Annotated in this window: 20 protein-coding genes and 1 pseudogene; 15 read left to right on the top strand and 6 right to left on the bottom strand. The window is 44.8% G+C overall.

Annotated elements, in window-relative coordinates; all coding sequences use genetic code 11:
* Window positions 1-415 precede the first annotated feature (415 nt).
* Both prpF and V6N89_RS16905 read left to right on the top strand, forming a co-directional pair.
* Window positions 416-1597, top strand: coding sequence for a 2-methylaconitate cis-trans isomerase PrpF (prpF, locus tag V6N89_RS16900; protein ID WP_346992994.1), 1182 nt, complete (start codon window positions 416-418; stop codon window positions 1595-1597).
* 224 nt (window positions 1598-1821) lie between these two features.
* Window positions 1822-3072, top strand: a complete 1251-nt coding sequence (locus V6N89_RS16905) for a diguanylate cyclase (RefSeq protein ID WP_338518595.1) — start codon at window positions 1822-1824, stop codon at window positions 3070-3072.
* 23 nt (window positions 3073-3095) lie between these two features.
* Here V6N89_RS16905 and V6N89_RS16910 read toward each other — a convergent pair whose 3' ends face one another.
* The 4 genes from V6N89_RS16910 to V6N89_RS16925 form a co-directional block, all read right to left on the bottom strand.
* Window positions 3096-4694: a PH domain-containing protein gene (locus V6N89_RS16910; RefSeq protein WP_346992995.1), complete on the bottom strand. Its 1599-nt coding sequence runs from the start codon at window positions 4692-4694 to the stop codon at window positions 3096-3098.
* Complete coding sequence (locus V6N89_RS16915; protein WP_431189809.1) at window positions 4694-5257, bottom strand: PH domain-containing protein; 564 nt, start codon at window positions 5255-5257, stop codon at window positions 4694-4696. Before V6N89_RS16915 ends, V6N89_RS16910 begins: the two co-directional genes overlap by 1 nt.
* A gap of 98 nt (window positions 5258-5355) precedes the next feature.
* Window positions 5356-7710, bottom strand: coding sequence for an aerobic respiration two-component sensor histidine kinase ArcB (gene arcB / locus V6N89_RS16920; RefSeq protein WP_346992996.1), 2355 nt, complete (start codon window positions 7708-7710; stop codon window positions 5356-5358).
* A 77-nt stretch (window positions 7711-7787) separates the two neighbouring features.
* Window positions 7788-8705, bottom strand: coding sequence for an N-acetylmuramoyl-L-alanine amidase (locus V6N89_RS16925; protein WP_346992997.1), 918 nt, complete (start codon window positions 8703-8705; stop codon window positions 7788-7790).
* 729 nt (window positions 8706-9434) lie between these two features.
* Between V6N89_RS16925 and gltB the strand changes: the two are divergent.
* Together gltB and V6N89_RS16935 are read left to right on the top strand one after the other, a co-directional pair.
* A pseudogene (gene gltB, locus V6N89_RS16930) lies at window positions 9435-13903 on the top strand (glutamate synthase large subunit).
* A gap of 13 nt (window positions 13904-13916) precedes the next feature.
* A complete protein-coding gene (locus V6N89_RS16935; protein WP_338518599.1) occupies window positions 13917-15332 on the top strand; it encodes an FAD-dependent oxidoreductase in 1416 nt (471 codons plus the stop codon).
* A gap of 130 nt (window positions 15333-15462) precedes the next feature.
* Here the strand turns inward: V6N89_RS16935 and V6N89_RS16940 are convergent, their stop codons facing one another.
* On the bottom strand, window positions 15463-15681 hold the full coding sequence (locus V6N89_RS16940) for a DUF2945 domain-containing protein (RefSeq protein WP_346992998.1): 219 nt from the start codon (window positions 15679-15681) through the stop codon (window positions 15463-15465).
* A 292-nt stretch (window positions 15682-15973) separates the two neighbouring features.
* On the opposite strand from V6N89_RS16940, the gene V6N89_RS16945 reads away from it, so the two are divergent.
* The 11 genes from V6N89_RS16945 to V6N89_RS16995 all read left to right on the top strand — a co-directional run bounded on the left by V6N89_RS16945 (window position 15974) and on the right by V6N89_RS16995 (window position 23484).
* Window positions 15974-16426, top strand: a complete 453-nt coding sequence (locus V6N89_RS16945; RefSeq protein ID WP_346992999.1) for a hypothetical protein — start codon at window positions 15974-15976, stop codon at window positions 16424-16426.
* 175 nt (window positions 16427-16601) lie between these two features.
* A complete protein-coding gene (locus V6N89_RS16950; RefSeq protein WP_338520165.1) occupies window positions 16602-17189 on the top strand; it encodes a DUF2726 domain-containing protein in 588 nt (195 codons plus the stop codon).
* A gap of 153 nt (window positions 17190-17342) precedes the next feature.
* A complete protein-coding gene (locus V6N89_RS16955; RefSeq protein ID WP_338518601.1) occupies window positions 17343-18044 on the top strand; it encodes a 5'-methylthioadenosine/adenosylhomocysteine nucleosidase in 702 nt (233 codons plus the stop codon).
* Window positions 18045-18677, top strand: a complete 633-nt coding sequence (locus V6N89_RS16960) for a cobalamin biosynthesis protein (RefSeq protein WP_346993000.1) — start codon at window positions 18045-18047, stop codon at window positions 18675-18677.
* Window positions 18662-18988 (top strand): hypothetical protein, encoded by a 327-nt coding sequence (locus V6N89_RS16965; protein ID WP_338518603.1) that lies wholly within the window; start codon window positions 18662-18664, stop codon window positions 18986-18988. Before V6N89_RS16960 ends, V6N89_RS16965 begins: the two co-directional genes overlap by 16 nt.
* A gap of 221 nt (window positions 18989-19209) precedes the next feature.
* On the top strand, window positions 19210-19914 hold the full coding sequence (locus V6N89_RS16970) for a cobalamin-binding protein (RefSeq protein ID WP_346993001.1): 705 nt from the start codon (window positions 19210-19212) through the stop codon (window positions 19912-19914).
* A gap of 49 nt (window positions 19915-19963) precedes the next feature.
* Entirely contained in the window at window positions 19964-20368 is a 405-nt protein-coding gene (locus V6N89_RS16975) for a rhodanese-like domain-containing protein (protein ID WP_338518605.1), read from the top strand.
* Window positions 20369-20464: 96 nt separating this feature from the next.
* Window positions 20465-20905: a DUF2721 domain-containing protein gene (locus V6N89_RS16980; protein WP_338518606.1), complete on the top strand. Its 441-nt coding sequence runs from the start codon at window positions 20465-20467 to the stop codon at window positions 20903-20905.
* Window positions 20906-20952: 47 nt separating this feature from the next.
* Window positions 20953-21525, top strand: coding sequence for a GNAT family N-acetyltransferase (locus V6N89_RS16985; RefSeq protein WP_338518607.1), 573 nt, complete (start codon window positions 20953-20955; stop codon window positions 21523-21525).
* 29 nt (window positions 21526-21554) lie between these two features.
* Window positions 21555-22895 carry an NAD(P)/FAD-dependent oxidoreductase gene (locus V6N89_RS16990; protein WP_346993002.1) on the top strand — a complete coding sequence of 447 codons (1341 nt, stop codon included), beginning with the start codon at window positions 21555-21557 and terminating at the stop codon, window positions 22893-22895.
* A 235-nt stretch (window positions 22896-23130) separates the two neighbouring features.
* Window positions 23131-23484 carry a DUF1428 domain-containing protein gene (locus V6N89_RS16995; protein WP_338518610.1) on the top strand — a complete coding sequence of 118 codons (354 nt, stop codon included), beginning with the start codon at window positions 23131-23133 and terminating at the stop codon, window positions 23482-23484.
* A 97-nt stretch (window positions 23485-23581) separates the two neighbouring features.
* On the opposite strand, the gene tyrS is transcribed toward V6N89_RS16995, so the two are convergent.
* Window positions 23582-24781 carry a tyrosine--tRNA ligase gene (gene tyrS, locus V6N89_RS17000; RefSeq protein WP_338518611.1) on the bottom strand — a complete coding sequence of 400 codons (1200 nt, stop codon included), beginning with the start codon at window positions 24779-24781 and terminating at the stop codon, window positions 23582-23584.
* Window positions 24782-24792: the final 11 nt, after the last annotated feature.

Genomic DNA, 24792 nt, shown 5'->3' on the forward strand with positions numbered 1-24792 from the left:
AGCATCAGCTAGTTTAGTTGGAAGAGATAAGTTAGCCACAGAGCACACCGTGAATACGTCTCTGTAGGCTCCCAACTCGCATCCTTGCGAGTTGAAGGCCCTGAAGCTAACTCATCTCTCCCCTAACTCTTTGTTAGTTTTTAAATTAGAAAGAGTGTAGAGGCTTTTTGGAAACCTTTGGGGCGTAGACCTCCCCTCTCGAAAGAGTTTATTACTTTTGGGTGGAAGCTGTTTGTGATTTGAAATCCTCCAGCTTCGACTAACACTAACACCATGATTATTTTATTGAAGAGAGTGTTGGGGCACCGTTGAAACCTTCGGGGCGCATGGACGCGCCCCGAGAGCCTACAGGGATGTATTCACGGCGTGTTTCAACGTTGCCTCAGCGTTCTCTTACCGAAGAAAGGGAAAAAACATGACAAAGTATGCGCCACAACTTCGAGTACCGGCTACCTACATGCGTGGCGGTACCAGTAAGGGTGTGTTTTTTAATTTAACCGATTTACCAGAAGCCGCACAAAAGCCAGGTCCTGCGCGCGATGCGTTGCTGTTACGCGTAATTGGTAGCCCCGATCCTTACGGTAAACAAACCGACGGTATGGGCGGTGCAACATCAAGCACCAGTAAAACGGTAATTTTGAGTAAAAGTGAACGTGAAGGCTACGATGTCGATTACTTGTTTGGTCAAGTATCAATCGATAAGCCCTTTGTCGACTGGAGCGGTAACTGCGGTAACCTGACAGCCGCCGTAGGCGCGTTTGCCATCAGTAATGGTCTTGTCGACAAGACTAAAATACCCAAAAACGGCATTGCTACCGTCAATATCTGGCAAGCCAATATCAATAAAGCCATTATCGCAAAAGTGCCCATCACTAATGGTGAAGTTCAGGAAACTGGCGGTTTTGAATTAGACGGTGTTACTTTCCCTGCTGCGGAAGTCGAAGTGGCATTTGTCGACCCAGCAGACGGTGAAGGTGCAATTTTCCCCACTGGTCGTTTAGTCGATACCCTTGATGTCCCAGGTGTAGGCTCGCTGCAAGCAACGATGATAAATGCCGGTATACCTACTATATTTATTAACGCCGAAGATATTGGTTACTCTGGCACAGAGTTACAAGAAGACATAAATAGTGACGATGATGCACTAAGTAAATTCGAAGCCATTCGAGCCCATGGCGCAGTGCAAATGGGGTTAATTACCGAGGTAGCAGAGGCAGCTAATCGCCAACATACGCCAAAAGTTGCCTTCGTAGCGCCCCCAGTACCATACAAGTCATCAAGTGGTAAAGATGTACTGGGATCTGACATTGATGTATTAGTACGTGCATTGTCTATGGGTAAATTACACCATGCCATGATGGGCACCGCGGCAGTTGCCATTGCCGCAGCCGCTGCAATACCGGGGACATTAGTGAACTTAGCGGCAGGTGGTAAAGATAGGGATTATGTGACATTTGGGCACCCCTCAGGTACGTTGCGCGTTGGTGCAAAAGCCTCCTTTGGTGATAACAAATGGTCAATTGATCAGGCTGTTATGAGTCGCAGCGCCCGAGTTTTGATGGAAGGCTATGTTCGCGTTCCGTTAGAACAAAGCTGATCGATGAAGATTTTTGTTACGTATGCATTGCCATAGACATTCGTATGAAACGCCCTCATTTTGAGGGCTTTTTTCTAAATTATTAGTTACTATAGTGTGGCGTGTTGATTTTAGTGACACACTAACTGTTTATTTTTTATTCTACACTATTGATAAACAAGGTTTCTTATTCTGAATCAGTGAATAAGCAGCACGCTAAACCTTAAGCGTTACGAGTGGTTCACATGTACAAAGTTCTTGTTGTTGAGGATAGCGCGACTGTCCGAAAGATCGTCAATAAACTCATAGAGGATAACCCTCATTTTACGTGCGATCTTTGTGAAGATTTGGCAGAGGCTAGCAGTGCGCTTGCTAAAAACTCGGACTATTTGGCAGCGATTGTCGATTTGAACCTTCCTGATGCACCTAACGGTGAGAGTGTTGAGCTAGCGCTATCTTACAATTTACCTACCATTGTACTAACAGGAAATTTCGACGAATTCACTCGTGCTCAATTACTAGACCAAGGCGTACTCGACTACATTACTAAAGAGTCTCGTTATTCTTATTTACAAGTGTCTAAACTTATAGACCGTTTGAGAAAAAACTTAACGACTCGCGTGCTTGTCGTTGAAGACTCGAAAACAAGTCGGAATCATATATGCGCGCTTCTGCGAAAATTTAAGTTTCAGGTGCACGAAGCTAATGATGGTGTAGAAGCCTTACAAGTACTTGAGGAACACCGCGATATTAAAATGGTCATTTCCGACCATAGAATGCCAAACATGGATGGCTATGAACTTGTTAAAGCCATCCGTCACGAAAAACGCATGCAGGATTTGGTGTTTATCGGCCTTTCAGCAACGGGCGATAGTGTACTTACGTCTAAATTCATTAAAAGCGGGGCTAATGACTTCTTATCAAAACCGTTTTATCACGAAGAGTTTTATTGCCGCGTTATGCAAAACCTTGAATCTCAAGAGATGATTCAAACCATACGCGACTCGGCAAACCTCGACCCGTTAACGAAGGTGTATAACCGTCGCTATCTTTATGAGATTGCTGAAGAACTTTACGCAAACAAAGACTCACGTAACCAAGTTATTGTTTCAATGATTGATGCAGACAACTTTAAGTCTGTAAACGATACTCTGGGACATAAAACAGGCGACACCTTGTTACAAGAATTCGCTGCATTGCTGCAAGAGTATTTCCCTGATGATTTAATCGTACGGTACGGTGGTGAAGAGTTTACCGTTGTGTCGTTAAGACCACCAAAAGCTTACCTTGCCGCGCTATCGCAATTTATGAATGCCGTGCGTACCACGCAGTTCACTCAACACAAATTCAATATTACTTGCAGCATTGGTGTATGCGCCGAAGAATCTGATTGCTTAGAGTCGCAGTTAGATGTGGCAGATGCTCGCCTTTACCAAGCAAAACACAGCGGTAAAGATCGCATCGTGACGCGGGATGAAAACAAAGCTAAGGCCTGACGCCTTTAATAAAGGCGACTTAGCTACATCCAAGAACGCCTTGTTGACTCAACCTCATGTAAAATGACGTTAGCAAGATTGTGTACATACTTTTCTGGCAAAAAGGGCACGGTGACTGAACCCGAAGCAAGCACAACTTTTAATGTTGCCAATCCTCTTCGTTTCATAAAAACACTTTGCTTTACCATAACTTGCTGAACTTTGTAGGGCTCAAAACAAAGATAGTCCACGCCTATACGCCCTCGTCGAACGTAAATATACTGCTCGTCAAATGCAATTCCCCAACGCCACCAGCGAAGTGTGAGTAGAAGACAAACCGAAACAAAACCGCCTAATGCCAGCACAACGATATCAAGGTGATTGCTTAAAACACCAATGGTGACGGCGAGCAAAAAAGGCACTGTCCATGCCACTGCTATCCAATGCAAAATAAAGCGTTTGCTTATCGTATGATAGTGTTGGTGGTGAAGGTCACAACCTGGCATAACTTCTTGGCTAAGCGCAATGGCCTCAGACTCAGTCACCGAGGGCACAATAAGCTTATTGGGCGACATGAGCTCTTGGACTTGTTGACTCGCCGTTGAGTTTTGCTCAAAGTATAAATTCACGCGTTTAAGAATTTTGTCCAGCCAATCTTGTTTTGCCGTGATCATCTGTATTCGCGATGATCGCATACTCACTTCGAGTTTATTAAGCAACCCACTGCGACGTATATACCTATCATCAGCACGAGAGAGTGTATAGCCGTAAAATGTAAAGAGTGCCCCACCGACACTTAACAGCGCTATGGCTGCCATCACCATCATAAGCACAACAAAGGCGTACAAACTGAACTGCCACCATGCAATGGCCTGCTCGCCTACAAGCTGATTTAATTGCAGACCTTTTTCAGCTAGCCATTGTGAGACATACCCGAAAACATCGTCATAAAACGGTGCAGCAGCGCCTAGAATGATCCAAACTCGGTTGTTTGTAATGCCGTGAATGACAATATCACCCACTGAGCGCGTGTTCAGTACCTCTTCTGCTGCGTCATCCTGTGTATGCGAAGGTTCTGCTGTGCTCTGACTAGATGACACTTCCGCAGTATTGTTAGGTTCCAGATGATGCGCTTTTTCAAACAGTACGCGCTTTCGAAGTGCGTGTGCGTACGCCAACGGTACCGCTACAATTTTAGCTTCCTCTTTGCCGCTACCCGCAGTATCAAGCACAACCAATGCGTATCCAAAAGGACGGTAATAGAACGGCAGCTCAATTTTTACATTTTGAATTCGCCATAGAGGCAGGTTGGTGTATCTTCGCTGAAAAACATAGGTGTGGATCTCTACGTGCTGATTATGCACCCTGAATTTATACATCAGAAAACTAACCACGCCACTTAGGGTAGTAATCAATACCACTGCGGCAATCCCAATGTGGGCTTCGGGGGAGTTTAAACTGTCAAAAGCATTAAAACTTACCGCAATAGCAGGAATGGCATATACCAAGCCTTGTGCAGTATTAATGATATTGCGAACGGTAAAGTAAACAATGGCTATCGGTGAAAGCCTGCGCCAGTCATCGCCTGTATCAACTTTTACCGGCGTGTTGTCGCTAGGCAGCGACGAGGTTTGTTCGGTCATTAGCGTGCACTCACGTCCTTATGGTCAAGAATAAACTGACGAATTTGTTCTGCTTGTTCTAATAATAAGCCCGGAATTTCAAATGTATGCATTTCGCCACCAGCGGAAAACACCTGAAGTTTTGCTAACCCTGCCCAACGATCAAGAGGCCCTCGCTTGACCTCAACATGCTGTACTCGCAAAATTGGTTGACATGAAAGCCCACGAAAAATAAGGCCTGACTGCTTACTGATATCTTGCTCTCTTACTGCATACTTTATTTTCGTGTCGGCAAACCAGTGATAGGCGAACCAGAGTGTACCTAGGACTGAAATTACGCCGACGATAAATGGGTAGGCAAAAACGAGGTCTTCTGGTAATTCAAAAAACGGATTAAATCGCAGGGCCGAAACAATTGCGATAAGCACAGAAGCAAAAACCGCCACAAACACTAAATTCAAAGTACGGTATTTCAAACTGATGGGCTCTAGTACTAGCCTTTCCAAGTGCGGTAGGCTTTCCTGCATTATTTGCTCGTTTGAAAACGTCGACTCCTGCGTTTGCACCTGCAAATCACTCATCATCATGCTATTCCTTTGTCTTTTCTGCCTGTCACTAAAAAAAAAAGGGGCGTAGGCCCCTTTTCAACAAGCAGTTGTATTTCGAATAACGCTGGCCAGCGTTAATCGTCTACTTGTTGTTCATTAAGCCAATCATGAAGTGCTTTCATGTCATGCTGAACAGCCATCTGCAGTTCTTCCACCCAATCGTGAACATTTTCCCACCAGGTGGGGTGATCGCCCTGCTGTATTTGGTTCGCAATACGCTGAACGCGCGCAAGACCAACAGAACCGGCGGCTCCTTTTATTTTGTGCGCCTGCGAACACACTTCTGACTTTTCATCTGCACTTAGACTAAGTTGAAGTATTTCCATATATTCTGGCATTTTCTCTTGGAAAACCTTCACACTTGCGCGCACCATCTCATCACCTATGGTATCCACTAACATCTGCAACAAGTCCATATCTAAAATGTTACTTAATGTTTTGCTCGGTTCTGGTCGCTCTACCTCACCATCGACTTCAAGTGGCGCGGGAGGCGCGTGGAACAGTTCATTAAAGACTTCGATCACTCGAGACTTTTTAATGGGCTTGGCGATGACATCATCCATGCCATTTTCCAAATACTCGTCGCGCTTTTTAATAACATTAGCAGTCAGCGCCACGATAGGCGTTTGCATTACCAAATCTTCTTCAATTAAGGTGCTAGCCACGTCAAAACCAGTCATATCAGGTAGCTGAATGTCTAACAGTATTAGGTCATACTGATTAGCTCTTGCTTTGTCGATGGCCTCTTGACCTGTCATGGCGACATCCACTTTTTGTCCTAACTTTTCAAGCAGTGCCTTTGCAACCATTACGTTCAACTCAATATCTTCTACTAACAAGATATTGAGCCCGGTAACTTCAAGCTGTGCCACTTTCATTGGGCTATTTGAGATTTGCACAGGCAGCACAATTTCAAAACGCGTGCCTTTGCCAACTTTGCTGGAAACGTGTATTTCACCTTTCATCAAATCAACCATCTGTTTGCAGATAGCAAGCCCTATTCCCGTTCCGGTAGCTGATTGATGGTCTGGGTGGTCTACTTGGTAGTACATAGCGAAAATTTTGTCGATTTCGCTTTCAGGGATACCCACTCCTGTGTCTTCAATAATGAAGGTAACGTAAGCTTTGTCACCGTCCGGTTTCGTTGAAGATACAGACAGGCTCACATGTCCTTTCTGTGTAAATTTCACTGCATTAAACAAGATGTTCCATAAAATCTGACGCAACCGCGTACCATCAATCTCCACAAGACGCGGGAGAGGCTCGTTGATCGATGTTTTTAATTCAAGCTGTTTGTCTGCCGCTAGCAATCTTATAATACTGCTAAGCTCTTCAGTGAAATCTTTCAGCGATATGGTTTTGAGACTAAGTTCTAATTTATCCCTGTCCAACTTATCAAGATCGATAATATCGTTAAATATATTACCTAACGTAATGGCGCTGGCGTAAATCGTGCTGACCCAGCTGAACTGCTCATCGCTCAGGTCGGTATCACGCAGCATGCGACTAAGCCCCACTATACCGTTAAGTGGTGTGCGAAGTTCATGACTTATTGTCGCGATAAAGCGCGTTTTATCTGTACTGGCTTTGGCAGCTGCATTTTCCGCCTGCTTCCGCTCAGTCATATCGCGACCAAACGAGAGTAAACCTAAGCGATTACCTTCTTTGTCAAAGAACGGTACGCGTTTCATTTCAAAGTAACGACGACGTCCATCGGCAAAGCGTAACCACAACTCTTCTGTGATACTTGCGTTAGTCTCTAGCACCTCATGGTCACTGGCAACAATCTGCCTGGCAAGATCTTCTTCGTATACATCTTTTGGAGTTAGACCTAAGAGCTCCTGCTCTGTTTTTCCTGTCATTAACTCAGCAATACGGTTACAGCCAGCAAAGCGACCTTCTTCGTTGCGGTAGTAGATAAGATCAGGCGAGGCATCGATGATCGAGCGTAAAAGAGTAGATAAACGCCTAGCTTGGGCTTCTTGCTCTGATTTATTCTGAATTTCTTTTTCCAAGTCTTTAAACAAGGCTTCGCGTTCTTCTTGGGCTTGCTTTCGCTGCTCGATTTCGTGGTTGAGCTGTCGGATATTGCTCTGTAGCTCACGATTTAAGAATACGTCTTCTTCTCGTAAGCTCTCGAGCTGACTTACCACTTCTTTAAGATTCGTACGTGAATTCTCAAGCTGTTTAATAAGTTCACTAAAGAAATACAGTACCCAAGGCGCTGACAGCATGGTCAACACTACCGCACTAATGAAGTCATCAGGTTGCACCTGACTCCCCATGCTCACTCTAATGACATATGAGCCGCCCAAAGTGAACACGAGTGACAGCACAACGAAGAGGATACTGAGTTTTAATGTGCCAAAGCGCTGAACAAATTGAGCAAAGCGAATTGCCCAAGAATCGTTAGGAGAATCTGAATGCATGTACGTCTAACTTAAACTTATCTTTCCTCTATCCTAACAGGCTTTGTTAACTTCGGGAATGCAGATTATGTTAAGCCTTATTTGCGAGGAAGCTTTTCGTTCACTTCGTTGATATACCTAGAGTTTACCCAACCCGTTTTGGTGTAAGAGACCTTAACCCATTCTCCTTGTAGGTCGATAATTGTGAGCTTATCGCCTTTATGTACTTCTCCACTCACTTTATCAAATGCTATGTTAGGGCCAGTACGAACGTTTAAAGCACTGGCGTTAACACTTGCCATAGACGCTGCTGCGTTTACGGTTCTATTTGAAACCGTCTGTACCTTATTTGTGTGCCCAACAAACTCAGCTGGCTTTAGACCTATGTTCAGAAGCCTCGCTCTTAGTTCATCTAAGGGAAAAGCTGGGCCTGGATCCACCTTTCTTACTGGGGCAATTTCTTCATGCCCCACTATATGTTTAATGTGATAGCGCTGGCATAAAGCTTTGCACACCGCATACGTCCGCGCTATTTGTGCATCTGTATATTTGTGCCAATACGTTTTGACCGTTTGATTTCTATGTACCGCAAATACCACTTCGTTTTCAGAGCACGGTTTTCCGAACCATGTCCTAAAGTCACCACTTCCATTTCGAGTAAGCTGGCCAGCGTTATCTAACTCAATGCCTATTGAATAGCGATTTAGGTCAGTTCGGCCCAAAAGGTGACTTTCCCCTGCATGCCAAGCAATCTTGTTGGTAGGCAACATTTGCACAACGTCACCATCGCGTCCTATCGCAAAGTGCGCCGATACCTTACTAGAGGGCTCGGTCATCACTTTTACGGATGACGCTAGACTGCTGCCAGCAGTGAAATGAATGACCAATGTATCAGGTAATCCATCTTCGAAATTTCCTGATGTGTTTGGTGAGGGCGTGAAAGTAACGTGAGGCCCTTCTAGCAAATGCGATTTTATGACGTAATCGACATCAGATAATGGAAATGCAGTAGACATAAAAATCCCTTTTGTTTTTAACCACAGTGCCACCTCAACGTTTAAGTATTTCCGAACTCGTCGCCTAATCACTTAACAAACGCACAAATTACCGACACTAAGCCAATGTTTACAGCAACGACAAACCGACAGCCTCGACTCACTTTCACTGCATAACTATTTTTTGCGATATTTTCTACTGCTTATAGAATCACTTTACACCAGGTTATTTTTTAACCAATATATCAAACATCACTGTCAAGTGGAATATCATGTTTACAACTACATAAAAATACAACAAAGCTCCCATTGACAACATAAAACATCAGCATAAACGCATAACTATTCAGAAAAACACAGTTAATGAGATAAGTTATCATTTAAAAACAAATCCGAATGCTTATTAATATTTTTGTAACAACCTTGTAACAAAGATACATTTAATTAATTAATTTATTGATATTTATATGAATTTATAGAGTTATACTAATTCACTATATCAGTTACTGTTTTTACGTTTGATTTTAGATTTTAATGTGGGTATTTTGTACGGCCCGCATCGCAATAATGCATAAAAATGCGGAAAGACTGGAATCCTCTAATAATAAATAAACGACAAGAAAGGCGCAGGCCGCGCGCAATAACGCGTGTGAGCACAAAAGACGTCTAACCATGTTGTGATACGCAAACCTAGGCGCATCTACACGCAACGCATACCTTGCCCAGTCAAAAGGTTGAAGGAGTTAAGAGATGAGTTTATATAATCCCAATGATTCCCGGGACAACTGCGGGTTTGGCTTAATTGCCCATACCCACGGGGAAGCCAGTCATGAATTGGTAACAACTGCAATTCACGGCCTAGACCGTATGCAGCATCGTGGCGGTATCGCCGCAGACGGGAAAACCGGTGATGGCTGTGGTTTACTACTGCAAAAACCGGATGCGTTCTTCCATGCAATCGCCGAAGAAAATGGCTGGAAACTCAGCAAAAAGTACGGCGTGGGCATGATTTTTTTAAGTCAGGACCCAGTACTTGCGCAAACTGCGCGTGAAGTACTTAATGAAGAGTTAGAAAAAGAAACATTGTCAGTAGTGGGTTGGCGCGAAGTGCCTGTCGACCGTTCAGTACTTGGCGAACTTGCCCTGACAGGGGTTCCGCAAATTGAACAGGTGTTCGTAAATGCGCCTGCGGGGTGGCGTAAACGCGACCTTGAGCGTCGTCTTTACATGATTCGACGTCGCGCGGAAAAACGCCTTGAGGAAGATCCTGATTTCTACGTAGCATGCTTATCTGGCCTTGTAACTATTTACAAGGGCTTGGTAATGCCTAAAGACTTACCAGCGTTTTATCACGACTTAGCTGACGAACGCATGCAAAGCGCTATTTGTGTATTCCACCAGCGCTTCTCAACAAACACGTTACCACGTTGGCCACTGGCTCAGCCTTTCCGCTTCCTTGCTCACAATGGTGAAATTAATACCATTAAAGGAAACCGCGATTGGGCAATGGCACGTGCTGCAAAATTTGCAACGCCACTTATCCCAGATTTGAAAGACGCTGCTCCTTTTGTAAACACTGAAGGCTCAGATTCATCGTCTCTTGATAACATGCTAGAGCTGTTTTTAGCAGGCGGTATGGATTTATTCCGAGCTATGCGCTTACTTGTGCCACCTGCGTACCAAAACAACAAAACCATGGATGAAGACCTACGGGCATTTTATGAGTTCAACTCAATGCACATGGAGCCATGGGACGGTCCAGCGGGCATTGTATTAACTAACGGTCGCCATGTTGCATGTAATCTTGATAGAAATGGGTTACGCCCTGCTCGCTATGTCATTACTAAAAATGGCTTTATTACCCTTGCCTCGGAAGTGGGAATTTGGGATTACGAGCAAGCCGACGTTATTGAAAAGGGCCGCGTAGGTCCTGGCGAAATGCTTGCCGTCGATACTTATACCTAGCAAAGTCTGGCGCTCAAACGAAATTGATGATGACTTAAAAGAACGTCATCCTTATAAGGAGTGGCTAGATAAGCACATTCGTCACCTTACGCCAATTGAACAACTCGATGCATCGCTTATCGGCAAGCGTGTGTTCGATGATGACGCTATGGCGGTTTACCACAAGCTTCACGCATACAGCTACGAAGAAATTCAACAGGTTGTTAAAGTACTGGCAAAAGACGGCCAGGAAGCTGTGGGTTCTATGGGTGACGACACGCCGATGGCCGTTATGTCGTCGCGTCAGCGCACGGTGTATGACTATTTCCGTCAGCAATTCGCTCAGGTAACTAATCCGCCTATCGATCCACTGCGTGAAAACCACGTAATGTCGCTAGCAACCTGTATTGGTCGAGAGCAAAACGTATTTAGCGAAACCTCAGGTTACGCTGACCGCGTACTGTTCGACTCGCCAATATTAATGTATACCGATCTAAAACAGCTTCGCGAATTCAATCCAGAGAACTATTACTCTGAAATAGTTGAATTACAATATTCACCGCAAGAAGGCCTAAAGAAAGCCATTGAACGCGTGTGCAATGAAGTTGAAATGCTGGTGAAAAACAAACGTGCTGCGTTCGTTATTTTGTCAGACAGAAATATTAAGCAGAATCGTTTGGTGATCCCTGCCGCAATGGCAGTTGGTGCCGTGCAGCGTCGTTTAGTTGAAAAATCGCTTCGTTGCGATGCTAACATTGTTGTTGAAACTGCAAGCGCGCGCGACCCGCACCATTTTGCTGTACTTATCGGCCTGGGTGCTACCGCTATTTACCCGTTCCTTGCTTATGAAACCATTGAGCAACTTTGCGAGAAAGGCGAGCTTGATATCACACCAATGCAGGCCACGTTGAACTACCGTAAGGGTATCAACAAAGGTTTGTACAAAATTATGTCGAAGATGGGTATTAGTACCGTTGCAAGCTACAGAAGCTCTAAGCTGTTTGAGGCAATTGGTATTAATAACGAAGTAATGCAGCTATGCTTTAAGGGCGTTACTTCACGCATTCAAGGTGCTTAGCTTCGATGATTTCCAACAAGATTTAGTTAACTTAAATCGTGTTGCTTGGCTTAAGCGTAAATCAGTGGACCACGGGGGTCTTCTTAAATACGTGCACGGCGGCGAATATCACGCATACAACCCAGACGTAGTCAGCACGCTACAAAAAGCCGTTGTGTCTGGTAACTATGACGACTATCAGGTTTACGCAAAGCTCGTTAACGAACGCGCCCCTGCACATATTCGTGATTTGCTGGCGTTAAACCCAGACTGTGATCCAATAGATGTTAGCGAAGTGGAAGCTGCGGAGAATTTGTTCCCACGTTTTGACACGGCAGCAATGTCTATTGGTGCGCTAAGCCCAGAAGCACATGAAGCGTTGGCTATTGCCATGAATCGTTTGGGTGGTCAGTCTAACTCTGGTGAAGGTGGTGAACACCCTTCTCGCTTTGGAACTGAGAAAAACTCGAAAATTAAGCAAGTGGCATCAGGTCGCTTTGGCGTTACACCGCATTACTTGGTTAACGCTAGCGTTATTCAGATCAAAGTGGCGCAAGGTGCAAAACCTGGTGAGGGCGGTCAGTTACCGGGCGATAAGGTGAACAAGTACATTGCCCAACTGCGTTTCTCTGTACCTGGCGTAACCCTTATTTCTCCGCCACCACACCATGATATCTATTCAATTGAAGATTTAGCTCAGCTAATTTTCGATTTAAAACAGGTCAACCCAACCGCACTTATTTCTGTAAAGCTGGTATCTGAACCAGGCGTTGGCACCATTGCAACAGGTGTTGCAAAAGCCTATGCCGACCTGATTACCATTTCAGGTTACGACGGCGGTACAGGAGCAAGCCCGCTAACGTCAGTTAAATATGCGGGTAGTCCGTTTGAACTAGGCTTATCTGAAACGCAGCAAGCCCTAATCGAAAACGGCTTGCGTCACAAAGTACGCGTTCAAACCGACGGTGGTTTAAAAACAGGCTTAGATGTAGTGAAAGCGGGTATTTTAGGTGCAGAAAGCTTCGGTTTTGGTACCTACCCAATGGTAGCGTTAGGCTGTAAATACCTACGAATTTGCCATCTGAACAACTGTGCGACCTATGTTGCAACTCAAGATCAGAAACTGCGTGACGACCACTTTATCGGCCTTCCTGATATGGTGATGAACTACTTTAAGTTTATCGCACAAGAAGTACGTGAAATCATGGCATCGCTAGGTGTTGCCAAGTTCGACGACCTGGTTGGCCGCACTGAGCTACTTAACGTCTTAGACGGTATTACTGCGAAGCAAAACCGTTTAGATTTGTCACCGTTGTTGGTACAGCCGCAAGCGGGAGAGCATACTAGGTTATTCTGTTCAGAAACTACCAACGCGCCTGTTGATAAAGGCGAGCTAAATGCACAAATGCTTAAAGACGGTAAGCAAGCAGTAGCAAGCAGCCAGTCAGTAACGCTTAAGTACGCTATTCGCAATACTGACCGTTCTGTAGGCGCGCTTCTGTCGGGCGAAATTGCTAAGCACCATGGTAACCATGACTTTGAAGATACGCCGATTAAAGTAGAGCTGACCGGTACTGCTGGACAAAGTTTTGGCGTGTGGAACGCAGGTGGTTTGCATATGCACCTTGAAGGTGACGCAAATGACTATGTGGGTAAAGGTATGACAGGTGGTAAGCTTGTCATTCACCCACCGCGTAATGTCAACTTTGACGCGCACGACAGCGCCATAATGGGCAACACATGTCTGTACGGTGCAACTGGCGGTAAATTATTTGCAGCAGGCCGAGCTGGCGAACGCTTTGGTGTTCGTAATTCTGGTGCTATCGCAGTAGTAGAAGGTATTGGTGATAACGGCTGTGAATATATGACAGGCGGTATTGTTGCTGTACTTGGCCCAGTAGGCGTCAACTTTGGTGCAGGTATGACAGGTGGTTTTGCTTATCTTATGGATGATAACAACGACCTTGATAACCGTGTGAACGCTGAACTTGTTGATGTTATGTCAATAGAAGATAAAGCCATTCTTGCTGAACACTTACGTGGTTTGATTAATCAGCACTATGAAGAAACAGGCAGTGAGCATTCGTTGTCGCTACTGACAAACTTTGCTGACACACTGAAACGCTTCAAGCTGATTAAACCCAAAACCAGCGATGTGAAGAACTTGCTTGGTCACATCAGTCGTTCAAGTGCTGAATTACGCATTCAGGCCCAGTAGGAGGATTTAGTTTATGGCAAAGAACGTATATCAATTTGTCGATGTTGAACGTATCGATCCGCCGAAAAAGCCGATCATGGTGCGTAAACAAGAGTTCGCGGAAATTTATCAACCGTTAAGTCAGTCTCAAACCGAAGGCCAAGCAGACCGCTGCTTGGACTGCGGCAACCCCTACTGTGAGTGGAAATGTCCGGTTCACAACTACATTCCGCAGTGGTTAAGCCTTGCCAATGAGGGCCGTATCCTAGAGGCAGCAGAACTTTCGCATAAAACCAACAGCCTGCCTGAAGTGTGCGGCCGTGTATGTCCACAAGACAGACTATGCGAAGGAGCATGTACGCTTAATGACGATTTTGGTGCGGTTACTATAGGTAGTATTGAAAAATACATCACCGATACGGCATTTAAAATGGGCTGGCGCCCTGATATGTCGGACGTAGTTTGGACTGATAAAAAAGTCGCGATTGTAGGTGCAGGCCCAGCAGGTCTTGCATGTGCCGACATTTTAGTTCGCAACGGTGTAAAGCCTGTTGTTTACGACAAGTACGAAGAAATTGGTGGCCTACTGACGTTCGGCATTCCGTCTTTCAAACTAGAAAAAGACGTTATCAAGCTTCGCCGTCAGATCTTTACTGAAATGGGCGTTGAGTTTGTACTCAATACCGAGATTGGCAAAGACATTCAATTCCAAGACTTGCTCGATAAGTACGATGCCGTTTTCTTGGGCATGGGTACCTACAAGGCGATGCAAGGTGGTTTTGATAACGAGCAAGTAGAGGGCGTGCACGAAGCCTTACCGTTTCTAGTGGCTAATACCAATCGTGTTATGGGTCTTGAGAAAGACCCTGCCGATTACATTGATATGAAAGGCAAGCGCGTTGTTGTACTTGGTGGTGGTGATACTACCATGGACTGTGTAAGAACCTCGATTCGCCAAGGCGCCGCTCAAGTAACCTGTGCATATCGCCGTGATGAAGAAAGTATGCCTGGCTCTCGCCGCGAGGTGGTTAACGCCAAGGAAGAAGGTGTAGAGTTTAAGTTTAACTTGCAGCCGCTCGACATTGCCGTTGATGAAAACGGTAAGGCCTGTGGCGTTAAGTTAGTAAGAACCGAAATGGGACCGCCTGATGCTAATGGTCGTCGACGCCCTGTAGAAGTAGAAGGTTCAGAACATATACTTGAAGCCGACGCTGTGATTATTGCATTTGGCTTCCAGCCAAGCCCTGCTCCTTGGTTTGCTGACTTTGGCATTATGCTAGACGAAAAAGGCCGAGTACGTGCTCCATCTGCGGGTAAGTTTGCTTTCCAAACATCTCACCCTCAAGTATTTGCAGGTGGCGATATGGTCCGCGGTAGTGACTTAGTAGTTACCGCTATCGATGAGGGCCGTAAAGCAGCCGAAGGGATCATGGATTACATTGGCGTGTAAAACCGACGATCCTACATAACTTGTGCCGCTAAATGTTATTAAAAGCCCAGTGATTCACTGGGCTTTTTTGTGTCGCTAAGTTATGTACTGACTTTCATTGAAAAGAAGGCGCTACCATGCACAAGATGCATCAAGAAGACTTTTTTAACTCACAATGAGATTTCAAAACCTTACTGCCATCGTTTTGTTCAATAAGGTAGGCTGGCTCGCTTTCACTGGCTTCACGTTTCACTGAAGTTCCCTTTAATCTACGCTCTACATCACTCGTAAATTTTTCTCTAATATTGCCAACGGCACTACCACTGCTCCACTCCCACTCAACTTCTGTATTTATCGCATAATGTTTCATGTTCATTCCCTCTGCGGTTATGTTGCGTATCTACATAGTGGTTTAACGAAAGCAATGGAACATGAGTTCATATCGTATTGCCGTGAATAAATATTGGGACTTAACCTTCGTACTTTTATACTACTCTGACGCCAACGCGCGTAAATGAAACCCACTTATACGTCGACTGAAAACTGCATACCTAAAAATGTACAAATAAGAGGCAATCTACGCTCTAAGGTAGTTGAACTCTTTAGCATTCAGCTCTACTCTTTTCGTAACAGCAGTCACTTAATAAAAACGAGAAAGCGTCATGTATCAACGCCAAACAACATCCTCCATTGCACGAACTGTGTTTGTTCCCGCATTGACCTTTTACGCGCTTTCAATGACAACCGCAGTGGCAGATACTATGGCCATTGAAAGTAGCGATGCTGCATCGAAGGCAGCGGCCCAGTTATCGCTAACGCAGCCAGAAACCGTATCTTGCCCATCAGCATTTCACAATGTAACCATTACCGAAGATGCCACGCAGTGCCAACAATTTGAAACCCAAGTGCCTGCGGCTATGGTTTATCACACCAAGCAACAACCCAATGACGTGGTTGCATTTTACCAAGCAAATATGTCAACACTCACTGTTCATGCGCCGGTAAATCAACGCACACTTCTTACTTCAGACAGCAATCGCACCCGCATTGTGATTTCACCAGATAATACAGGCGCGCAAGTTGATATTCTTGTCACTCCTAAGCCAAATAGCTAGTACACACTATTAGGTGCCAGTAGTTCGCGCATGCGTTTTACTGCACTAATGTATTGAGTTTTAGCAAACGCATAAAACTGGCATTGGCTTTGCAGAATCAGTAACAGAACCCCTTGGTTTATTCATGGTGTCATTTTTCTGACGCCATCATTGACTGATATTTGCGAGGATTATGATGGAATTGGCAATTATTTTGATGATGTTACTTATTGTCGTCGCGCTAGGCGCCATTAAATTGTCAGATGGTGGAGTGGCATTTCCGTTTAGAAGGAAGCCCCAATTATTTACACCAGTCGAACATTCTTTTTTGAATCTGATTGAACAGGCAATGGGCAGAGAATTTAGGATCATTTGTCGTGTTCGATTGAATGATCTTGTTGCTGTACGCCAGACAACCAGTAAGAAGACAGCTAGCCAAGCGGTAAGTCGTGCATCAAGCAGACAACTCGACTTTGTTTTGGTTGATAAGAATGACATGAGCCCCGTTCTAGCCATCGACTTGGTACACAATCAAGGTAAAGATGGCTATAAATCGCAAAAGGACTGGTTTGTTACAGGTGCGCTTGATGCTGCAGGCCTTCCCCACGCACGTATTAAAGTTAAATCTGGGTATAGTGTTGATGATATTCGTGAATGTCTTGAAAACAAACTTATACCTTACCGACGCCTACAGCAGAAAATGGCGCAATTGCCAACGCACAATCCAGAACCACCTAAACGCCCAACGCGCCCAATTCGTTCAAGTCGTCCTGCGGCGGCTTAGTAAAAAAGCGTAACGCTTCCCTAGCCTTTGTTGCTTTGCTGTTTTATTACTCTCAAATAGCGGTAACAAAGGCATTTTTCTGTCAGTTTTTCTCTATTCCTTATACAATCAAGCCATTCCTTTAAACACGATTCTAAAACCCTCGGTAGCATCATGAATAAAATTGGTATCTTAGGCGCAATGGACGAAGAAGTTGCATTGCTTAAAGCGTCATTGGGCGATCTTAAAGAAACGCAGTGGAAACATCTTACCTTCTTCGAAGGCACACTTAATGGCATGGAAGTCGTATTAGTTAAATGCGGCATTGGCAAGGTCGCAGCAGCAATAGCAACAGCGGTACTTATTGAACAATACGCGCCTGATGCGGTAGTGAATACCGGCTCTGCTGGCGGCTTCGACAAAAATCTTAATATTGGCGATTTAGTAATAGCGAGCCACGTCATTCATCACGATGCGGATCTAACACACTTTGGCTATAAGCTTGGTCAATGTGCGGGTATGCCAGAAGATTATCGTTGTGACGAAACGCTTATGGCGGCGGCAAGCTCTGCTGCAGGCGATATAACCAGCTTACAGTCGACAACCGGATTGATTTGTACTGGCGACGCCTTTATTGGAAGTGATGAAGCAGTTGCACAACTACGTAGTAACTTTCCAGACATGAAAGCTGTTGAAATGGAAGGAGCGGCTATCGGACAAACGTGCCACATGTTAAGCACACCATTTTTGGTTATTCGTTCTTTATCTGATATTGCAGGCAAAACGTCATCTGTTAGCTTTAAAGAGTACCTAGACACTGCTGCCAAGCACTCTGCTCAGCTTGTTATGGCTATGATTGCAAACCTTGCTAAGTAAATGAGCGCCATATTTAGCGACATTCACTTCCAGTCGCTACTGGTTTTATGGCTGGCCATTGCTATTGACGCTGTCTGGCAATGGCCTGAGCGCACGCATCCCCTTACGCTCGTGCGCTTTCTCGTTCGCCAAATGGGTAAAAAAGTGCTGCCTTCTGCTGATTATGGCCCTACTCAGCACTATATCTCAGGCGCACTGGCGGCCTTGGTGTTACTTTCTCCACTTATTGCATGCCTAGCAATACTTGTTTACATGGCGCAGTACCCTATCTTTTTTGAAGCCGTCATTATGGTAGGGCTGCTCGACTTTGGCTATCAACGACATCAATACAAAAAAGTTTTAGCCAGTGTGGGCAGAAACAAGAAATCCCTTGCGCGAGAAATGGTCGCGACGATAACTGCACGACAATGCAAAAACTTAACTGACATTGGTATTGCGAAAGCCGCTATTGAGTCGCTTTGGCTAAAATTTCTTTATATTTACTGCGGTGTGATTTTCTATTTCATTGTAACAGGTCCAATTGGCGCGTTGATTTATAGGCTTTTGTTACTCACTTCGTGGCAGTGGCACTATAGAACTCCTGCTATGCGGCACTTTGCTCAGCTTAGGTGCGAAAGGTGGTCGCAGTTCTAGTTGTTCCTCCCGCTTTTATCGGTGCTTGTATAACGATGCTAATCAGCCATCCCATTCGTGCTATTTCAGCATGCAAACGCGCTCCGGCAAAAGATAAGACCTCCTTACTGCTTGCAGTATTTGGAGGCGCCTTAGATATCAAGCTTGGAGGACCAGCCTTTTATTCAAATAATAAGTACCGCTTCCCTCGGGTGGGTGGTAGTCAAGATGTGAAATACTCACACATGTTAAAAGCGCGAAATACTATTTTATATGCCATGGTCGCAGTGTGCGCGCTCTCTTCGTTGGCATTGTTGATGATTGCTCTGTAAGAATATTGTTAAGCCGTTAAGTTCGCGGTTAGATAAATCAAGGACAGGTACGTGAAGGTTTCATTTTTTGTTTGTGTGCTGTTGATAGTAAACGTGTTTGTGTCATCGCTTGCGTGCGCAAAAACTCAAAACAACTTACCCCAATCATTGCATACAAGTGATCAAGCCCCCTAAGAGATGACTTTAAGATTGTCAGCTTAGCACCTCATTTAACAGAATGGGTGTACAGTCTTGGCCTCGAGAAACATCTTGTTGCGGTAAGTGACTACAGCGACTACCCCGATGCTGCCTCACTTTTGCCTCGTGTGGCAGATTATCAAGGGGCTGATATTGCCGCTATAATGGCGTTACAACCTGACTTACTGCTAGCTTGGGATGGCGGAAATAAAGCTCAGGATATTCAAAAGCTCAAAGCGCTGGGTGTAAATGTATTTAGCAGCAAGATAACAACGCTTGAAGATATTCCAAAAGAAATCTTGCGCCTTGCAGCAATTACTCATGTCGAACCAAGGGCAAAACAACTTAGCGAATCATTTCTTCAGTCACTTGGGCATCTGCGATCTCAATATCAAAACAGTAAACCCGTTTCTGTATTTTATTACTCTTGGACCGCGCCACTAATGTCGATAGGTAAACAAGCTTGGGCAAATGGCTTACTTAATGTTTGTGGTGCAGAAACCGTCTTCGCAGACAGCCCTGTCGATTATCCTCAAGTCTCGTTAAAAGATGTCTTGATAAGGCAGCCAGAGGTTTTAGTGGCCGCGAGCAAATCCTCTATAACTGAGCTAGAAGTTTACTGGAAGGCGCATCGTGCACACCTTACGGCACCTCTTGTTGTAGTAAACCCAGATGCCACCAGCCGATTCTCACTACGGTTAATAAATGAGCTAAAAATTCTGTGTAACGGTATAAACGAAAATGCATAAGCGCTATACTAAAGATGAGCATCACAGATAGAGTAAGAGAATAAAAGTAATGAAGGTTGTTGTTGCAGGGTTTCTTGTTATTGCAGGTATCGCACTTTTTGTGTCGCTTCAGTGCACGGCAAAAGCAACCTCGCAAGCTTCTGTTGTAGCTTCTCCCTATCTTATTGAGCGCGTTGCTAATAACGACTGGCTGCTCATTGATGTCCGCTCCCCACAGGAGTTCGCTGAAGGCCACATTCCAGGTGCAGTGAACATGCCGCACGAAAATATTAATGAATATGTTAGCGAGCTCGAGGGGCATAAAGACAAACCAATCATTATTTACTGTCGTTCAGGCCGTCGTGCTAAGCTTGCAATGAAGATTCTAGAAGAACTCGACTTTTCTGAAGTTATGCATCTAGAGGGAGACATGCTAGGTTGGAGTGCTTCAGGTATGTCTGTAGACAGCATGTAGCCGCCATCCGGCAAACTCAAATTCCCTCGTTTATTTATGCTCATTGCTACGAGCTGTGATAGACTTTTCGTTTGTTTCTCAGACTAATTTATCGTTATGAAAATCGATATCGCCACGCCTGCCATGCTGTTTCCTGCAATTTCGCTGTTATTGCTGGCCTACACGAACCGTTTCCTTACGTTAGCGACTATCATCAGGAACTTTTCTAAAGAAGAACGCGATGACAACACCTTAGCTCAGATCAAGAATTTGCGTTTGCGCATTCAGCTTATTAAGCGTATGCAAATAGCAGGGGTCGGCAGTTTCTTTTTGTGTGTCGTGTCTATGCTTGCCATTTATCTAACTTACCAACAAGTTGGTAACTGGGTATTTGCAGCAAGCTTAGTCTCGCTTCTCTATTCTTTGTGGATGTCGGTGCGAGAGATCCTGATTTCTGTTGAAGCGCTCGATGTCCACTTAGATGGCATGAAACAGGCACACAACACAAGCACACCCGCTCAAAAAACACAGAAGAAGCGCATAGAACACATTTCATAGAAACGTGCGCATACTCACTTTCAGCAAAACCCTACAATTATCTTATTATGCAAACAACAACTCACATTGATTATGCTCAACTAGCGCAAGAACACTTTGATGGCGTTATAGAATTAGGCAACGCCGTGCACGGTGATAATTACCTCACAGATGCACTTATCAATGATTACTACAACCGAAGCTTTCACAACGAGATTAACGCCAGCTGGGTAGCATTACACAACAACAAAGTTGTAGGCTTTAGACTGACTTTTGCTCATAGTCAGTGGCAGGTAGATAAATGGTGTAGCCCGTCACTTTGGCAGCTTGATGCCGACCGTGTGTGCTACTTCAAATGCAATACAGTGTCGCCAACTATGCAAGGCACGGGCATTGGAAGTACGTTACTCAAGAAATCCGTAGAACGCGCATCAGCGCAAGGTGCTCAGGCTGGCTTGGCTCACATCTGGCTTGCAAGCCCAGGTAACAGTGCATTTAAGTACTTTACCAAGAACGGTGGAGAGCTTATTAAAAAACACCCTGATAAATGGCGTTATATTTCCATCCATGACGGCTATAACTGCCCTGTTTGTGAAGGGTATTGCGAGTGTGAAGGCGCTGAAATGCTGCTGCGTTTTTAATCTACTTCAACAATACATATTATGCCTTTATGAATTACGACCCTCTTGTCTCGTCACACGTTTCTCCCTCGTTGCCAATGCCATCAACGTATTGGCACAGTACACATAGCTGCAAGTCCTATCCTTCACTGTCCGATGACATAAAAACAGACTACCTCATAATAGGTGGTGGTTACACGGGGTTATCTGCGGCCATTACCTTGGCCGAAGCGGGTAAATCTCCCGTACTTATCGATGCTCACTCTATTGGTTTTGGCTGTGCTGGACGAAATGGAGGATTTGTTTTATCAGGTAGCGGACGTATGGCCTTAAGCGCTATCGAAGCTAAATGGGGTAAGGAAACAGCAAAGGGCATGCAGGGCGAATTTGACGGCGCCGTACACTTATTAAAAAAGCGAATTAGCCAATATGATATGCAGGTTGATTTTTGCGAAGGGCCTTATTACAAACTTGCACATAATGCTAAACAAGCAACGCACTTACACAACGCTGCACGCAAGCAAAAAAACCTTTTTGGCGTTCACAGTAACCTTTTATCGCAAAATGACGTTGAAGGTAATTTTGCAATAAAGAACACATTTGGTGGAGTTCAAGTTGACGGGGCGTGTTTGCATCCGCTGAAACTTGCCGATGAATATGCACGAACAGCGACTACACTTGGTGCATTGCTGTACTACGACACCCCAGCATTATCGTTAAACAAACATACCGACACTTATACTGTTACTACACCCACAGCAACTATCCATGCAAAAAACGTCTTGATTGCAAGTAACGCTTATACACCAAAACAATTTCATGTAGCGGTGGACAATAAACAGTTTCCAGTACAGTCCAGTATATTTGTCACTACGCCGCTCACCACACAGCAGCGTGACATTACCGGCTTGAACAAACCAATGAGCTTTATGGACACGCGAATGATGAAATACTATTACCGCGTATTGCCTGATGGCCGATTGCTCTTTGGTGGTCGAGGTGCGGTATTAGGTAAACACAGTGACAATGACAGTGAAAAGGCTCGATTATACAAGGCGATGACGAAGAGCTTCCCAGCGCTTGATGGCATTGCCATGACGCATTTTTGGAGCGGCTGGGTAAGCGTTTCATTTGACGATATGCCAAGAATCTTTATCGATGCTGAGCCAAATGGCTCACTTGGTTATGCCATGGGCTACTGTGGTTCTGGTGTATCTTTTGCTGCCCATGCAGGCATGCGCTTGGCGCAGCGGATGCTCGACGAAGGGAAAAACGAGATAGATTTATCACTTCCGCTTTATCAGTCCGCATTACCAACCTTTCCATTTGCCACCTTTAGAAGAATGGCATTGCGAGGGCTGTATCAATGGGCAAAAGTAGCCGAACGGTAAATTTTCACAAACACTAGAAGGCAACAGGATATATAAATCATTTAAGAGTGCTGACGTCTACTCCAAGCGAGTTGCAGGCATTGGAAAAGGCACAAGCGTAAACGCTCTCTAGTGAACGCTTAATTTTTGCGCTACTCTAGCTAAAGCGTGATTGTCTTAATTACACGTCTGGCGGCCTATTTTACAAGCGTTAAAAAGCCAACCCTATTACTAACTCCATACAAGGAGCTTCACTATGTCATATATCGATGGATTCGCTGTTGCTGTTCCCAATGAAAATAAAGAACTGTATGTAGAACATGCCAAGATGGCCGGAGCTATTTTTAAAGAGTATGGCGCGCTAAAAATACTGGAAGCATGGGGTGACGATGTTCCGGACGGTGAAGTCACGTCGTTTTTAAAGGCCGTTCAAGCCAAAGAAAATGAAACCGTGGTGTTTTCCATCGCCTTTTGGCCGTCAAAAGAAGTGCGCGATGAAGCATGGAAAAAGGTTATGGAAGACCCGCGAATGCAGGGCGACGAAAACCCTATGCCATTTGACGGAAAGCGCCTTATCTACGGTGGTTTCGAAACGCTCTTAGAGCTCTAGATACTGCGCAATCTTCAGCACAAAAAAGCCCATCGAAAAGATGGGCTTTACAAGTTTATTTGGTGTTCGTATCGCTGCGGGCAAGCTAGCGTTGCGTTTATGCTAACGTAATACGCGCAAACTTACGTTTGCCAACCTGATATACATTCTCGCCTTTTTCAGAAATGACTAAGCGCGTATCTTCTACTTTTTCGCCATTAATTTTAACCGCGCCTTGCTTGATCATACGCATTGCATCAGACGTAGAACCCACTAGTTTGGCTTCCTTCAGAAGGTTACCAATGGCAATGCCTTCATCGCCAAGGGCAATCTCAACTTCTGGCATATCATCTGGGATCGCATTTTTCTGGAAACGCTGAATAAAGTCCTGGTGCGCACCTTCTGCAGCTGCTTCGTCGTGGAAGCGTGCGATAATTTCTTTGGCTAGCAGAATTTTAATATCACGAGGATTTTCACCACTAGCAACACGCGCTTTAAGGTCTGCAATTTCTTCAAGCGGGCGGAAGCTAAGAAGATCGTAGTAGCGCCACATTAGGTCATCAGAAATTGACATCACTTTACCAAACATGTCGTTTGGCGCATCAGTAATACCAATGTAATTATTAAGCGACTTAGACATTTTTTGAACGCCATCAAGGCCTTCAAGCAATGGCACCATAACAATAGATTGCTGCGTTAATCCTTGATCTTTTTGCAGTTCACGGCCCATAAGAAGATTGAAGCGCTGATCAGTACCACCCAGTTCCACATCAGCTTTAAGTGCCACTGAGTCCCAACCTTGTACTAGTGGATACAAGAACTCGTGAATAGCGATTGGCTGCCCATTGCTGTAGCGCTTTTTAAAGTCATCACGCTCTAGCATACGTGCAACAGTTTGGCTGGCGGCTAGTTTGATCATGCCAGCAGCGCCCAACTCGTCCATCCACTCTGAGTTAAAACGGATTTCCGTTTTTTCTTTATCAAGAACTTTGAACACCTGCTCTTGATACGTTTTCGCGTTCTCTAGTACCTGTTCTTTGCTCAAAGGCTTGCGCGTAACATTTTTACCTGTAGGATCGCCAATAAGGCCAGTAAAGTCGCCAATAAGAAAAACAACGTTGTGACCAAGTTGTTGGAACGTACGTAGCTTATTAATAAGTACTGTGTGACCAAGATGAAGATCAGGCGCTGTTGGATCAAAACCCGCCTTAATTGTCAGGGTTTTACCGGATTTTAGTTTTTCAATTAAATCCTCTTCGGGGAGAATTTCGTCAACACCCCGTTTAATCTCAGCCAACGCTGTTTGCCAATCTTTCATTTGTAAGTCAC

It is taken from the genome of Alteromonas gracilis, from assembly GCF_036870955.2.
Taxonomy (GTDB): Bacteria; Pseudomonadota; Gammaproteobacteria; order Enterobacterales; family Alteromonadaceae; genus Alteromonas; species Alteromonas gracilis_A.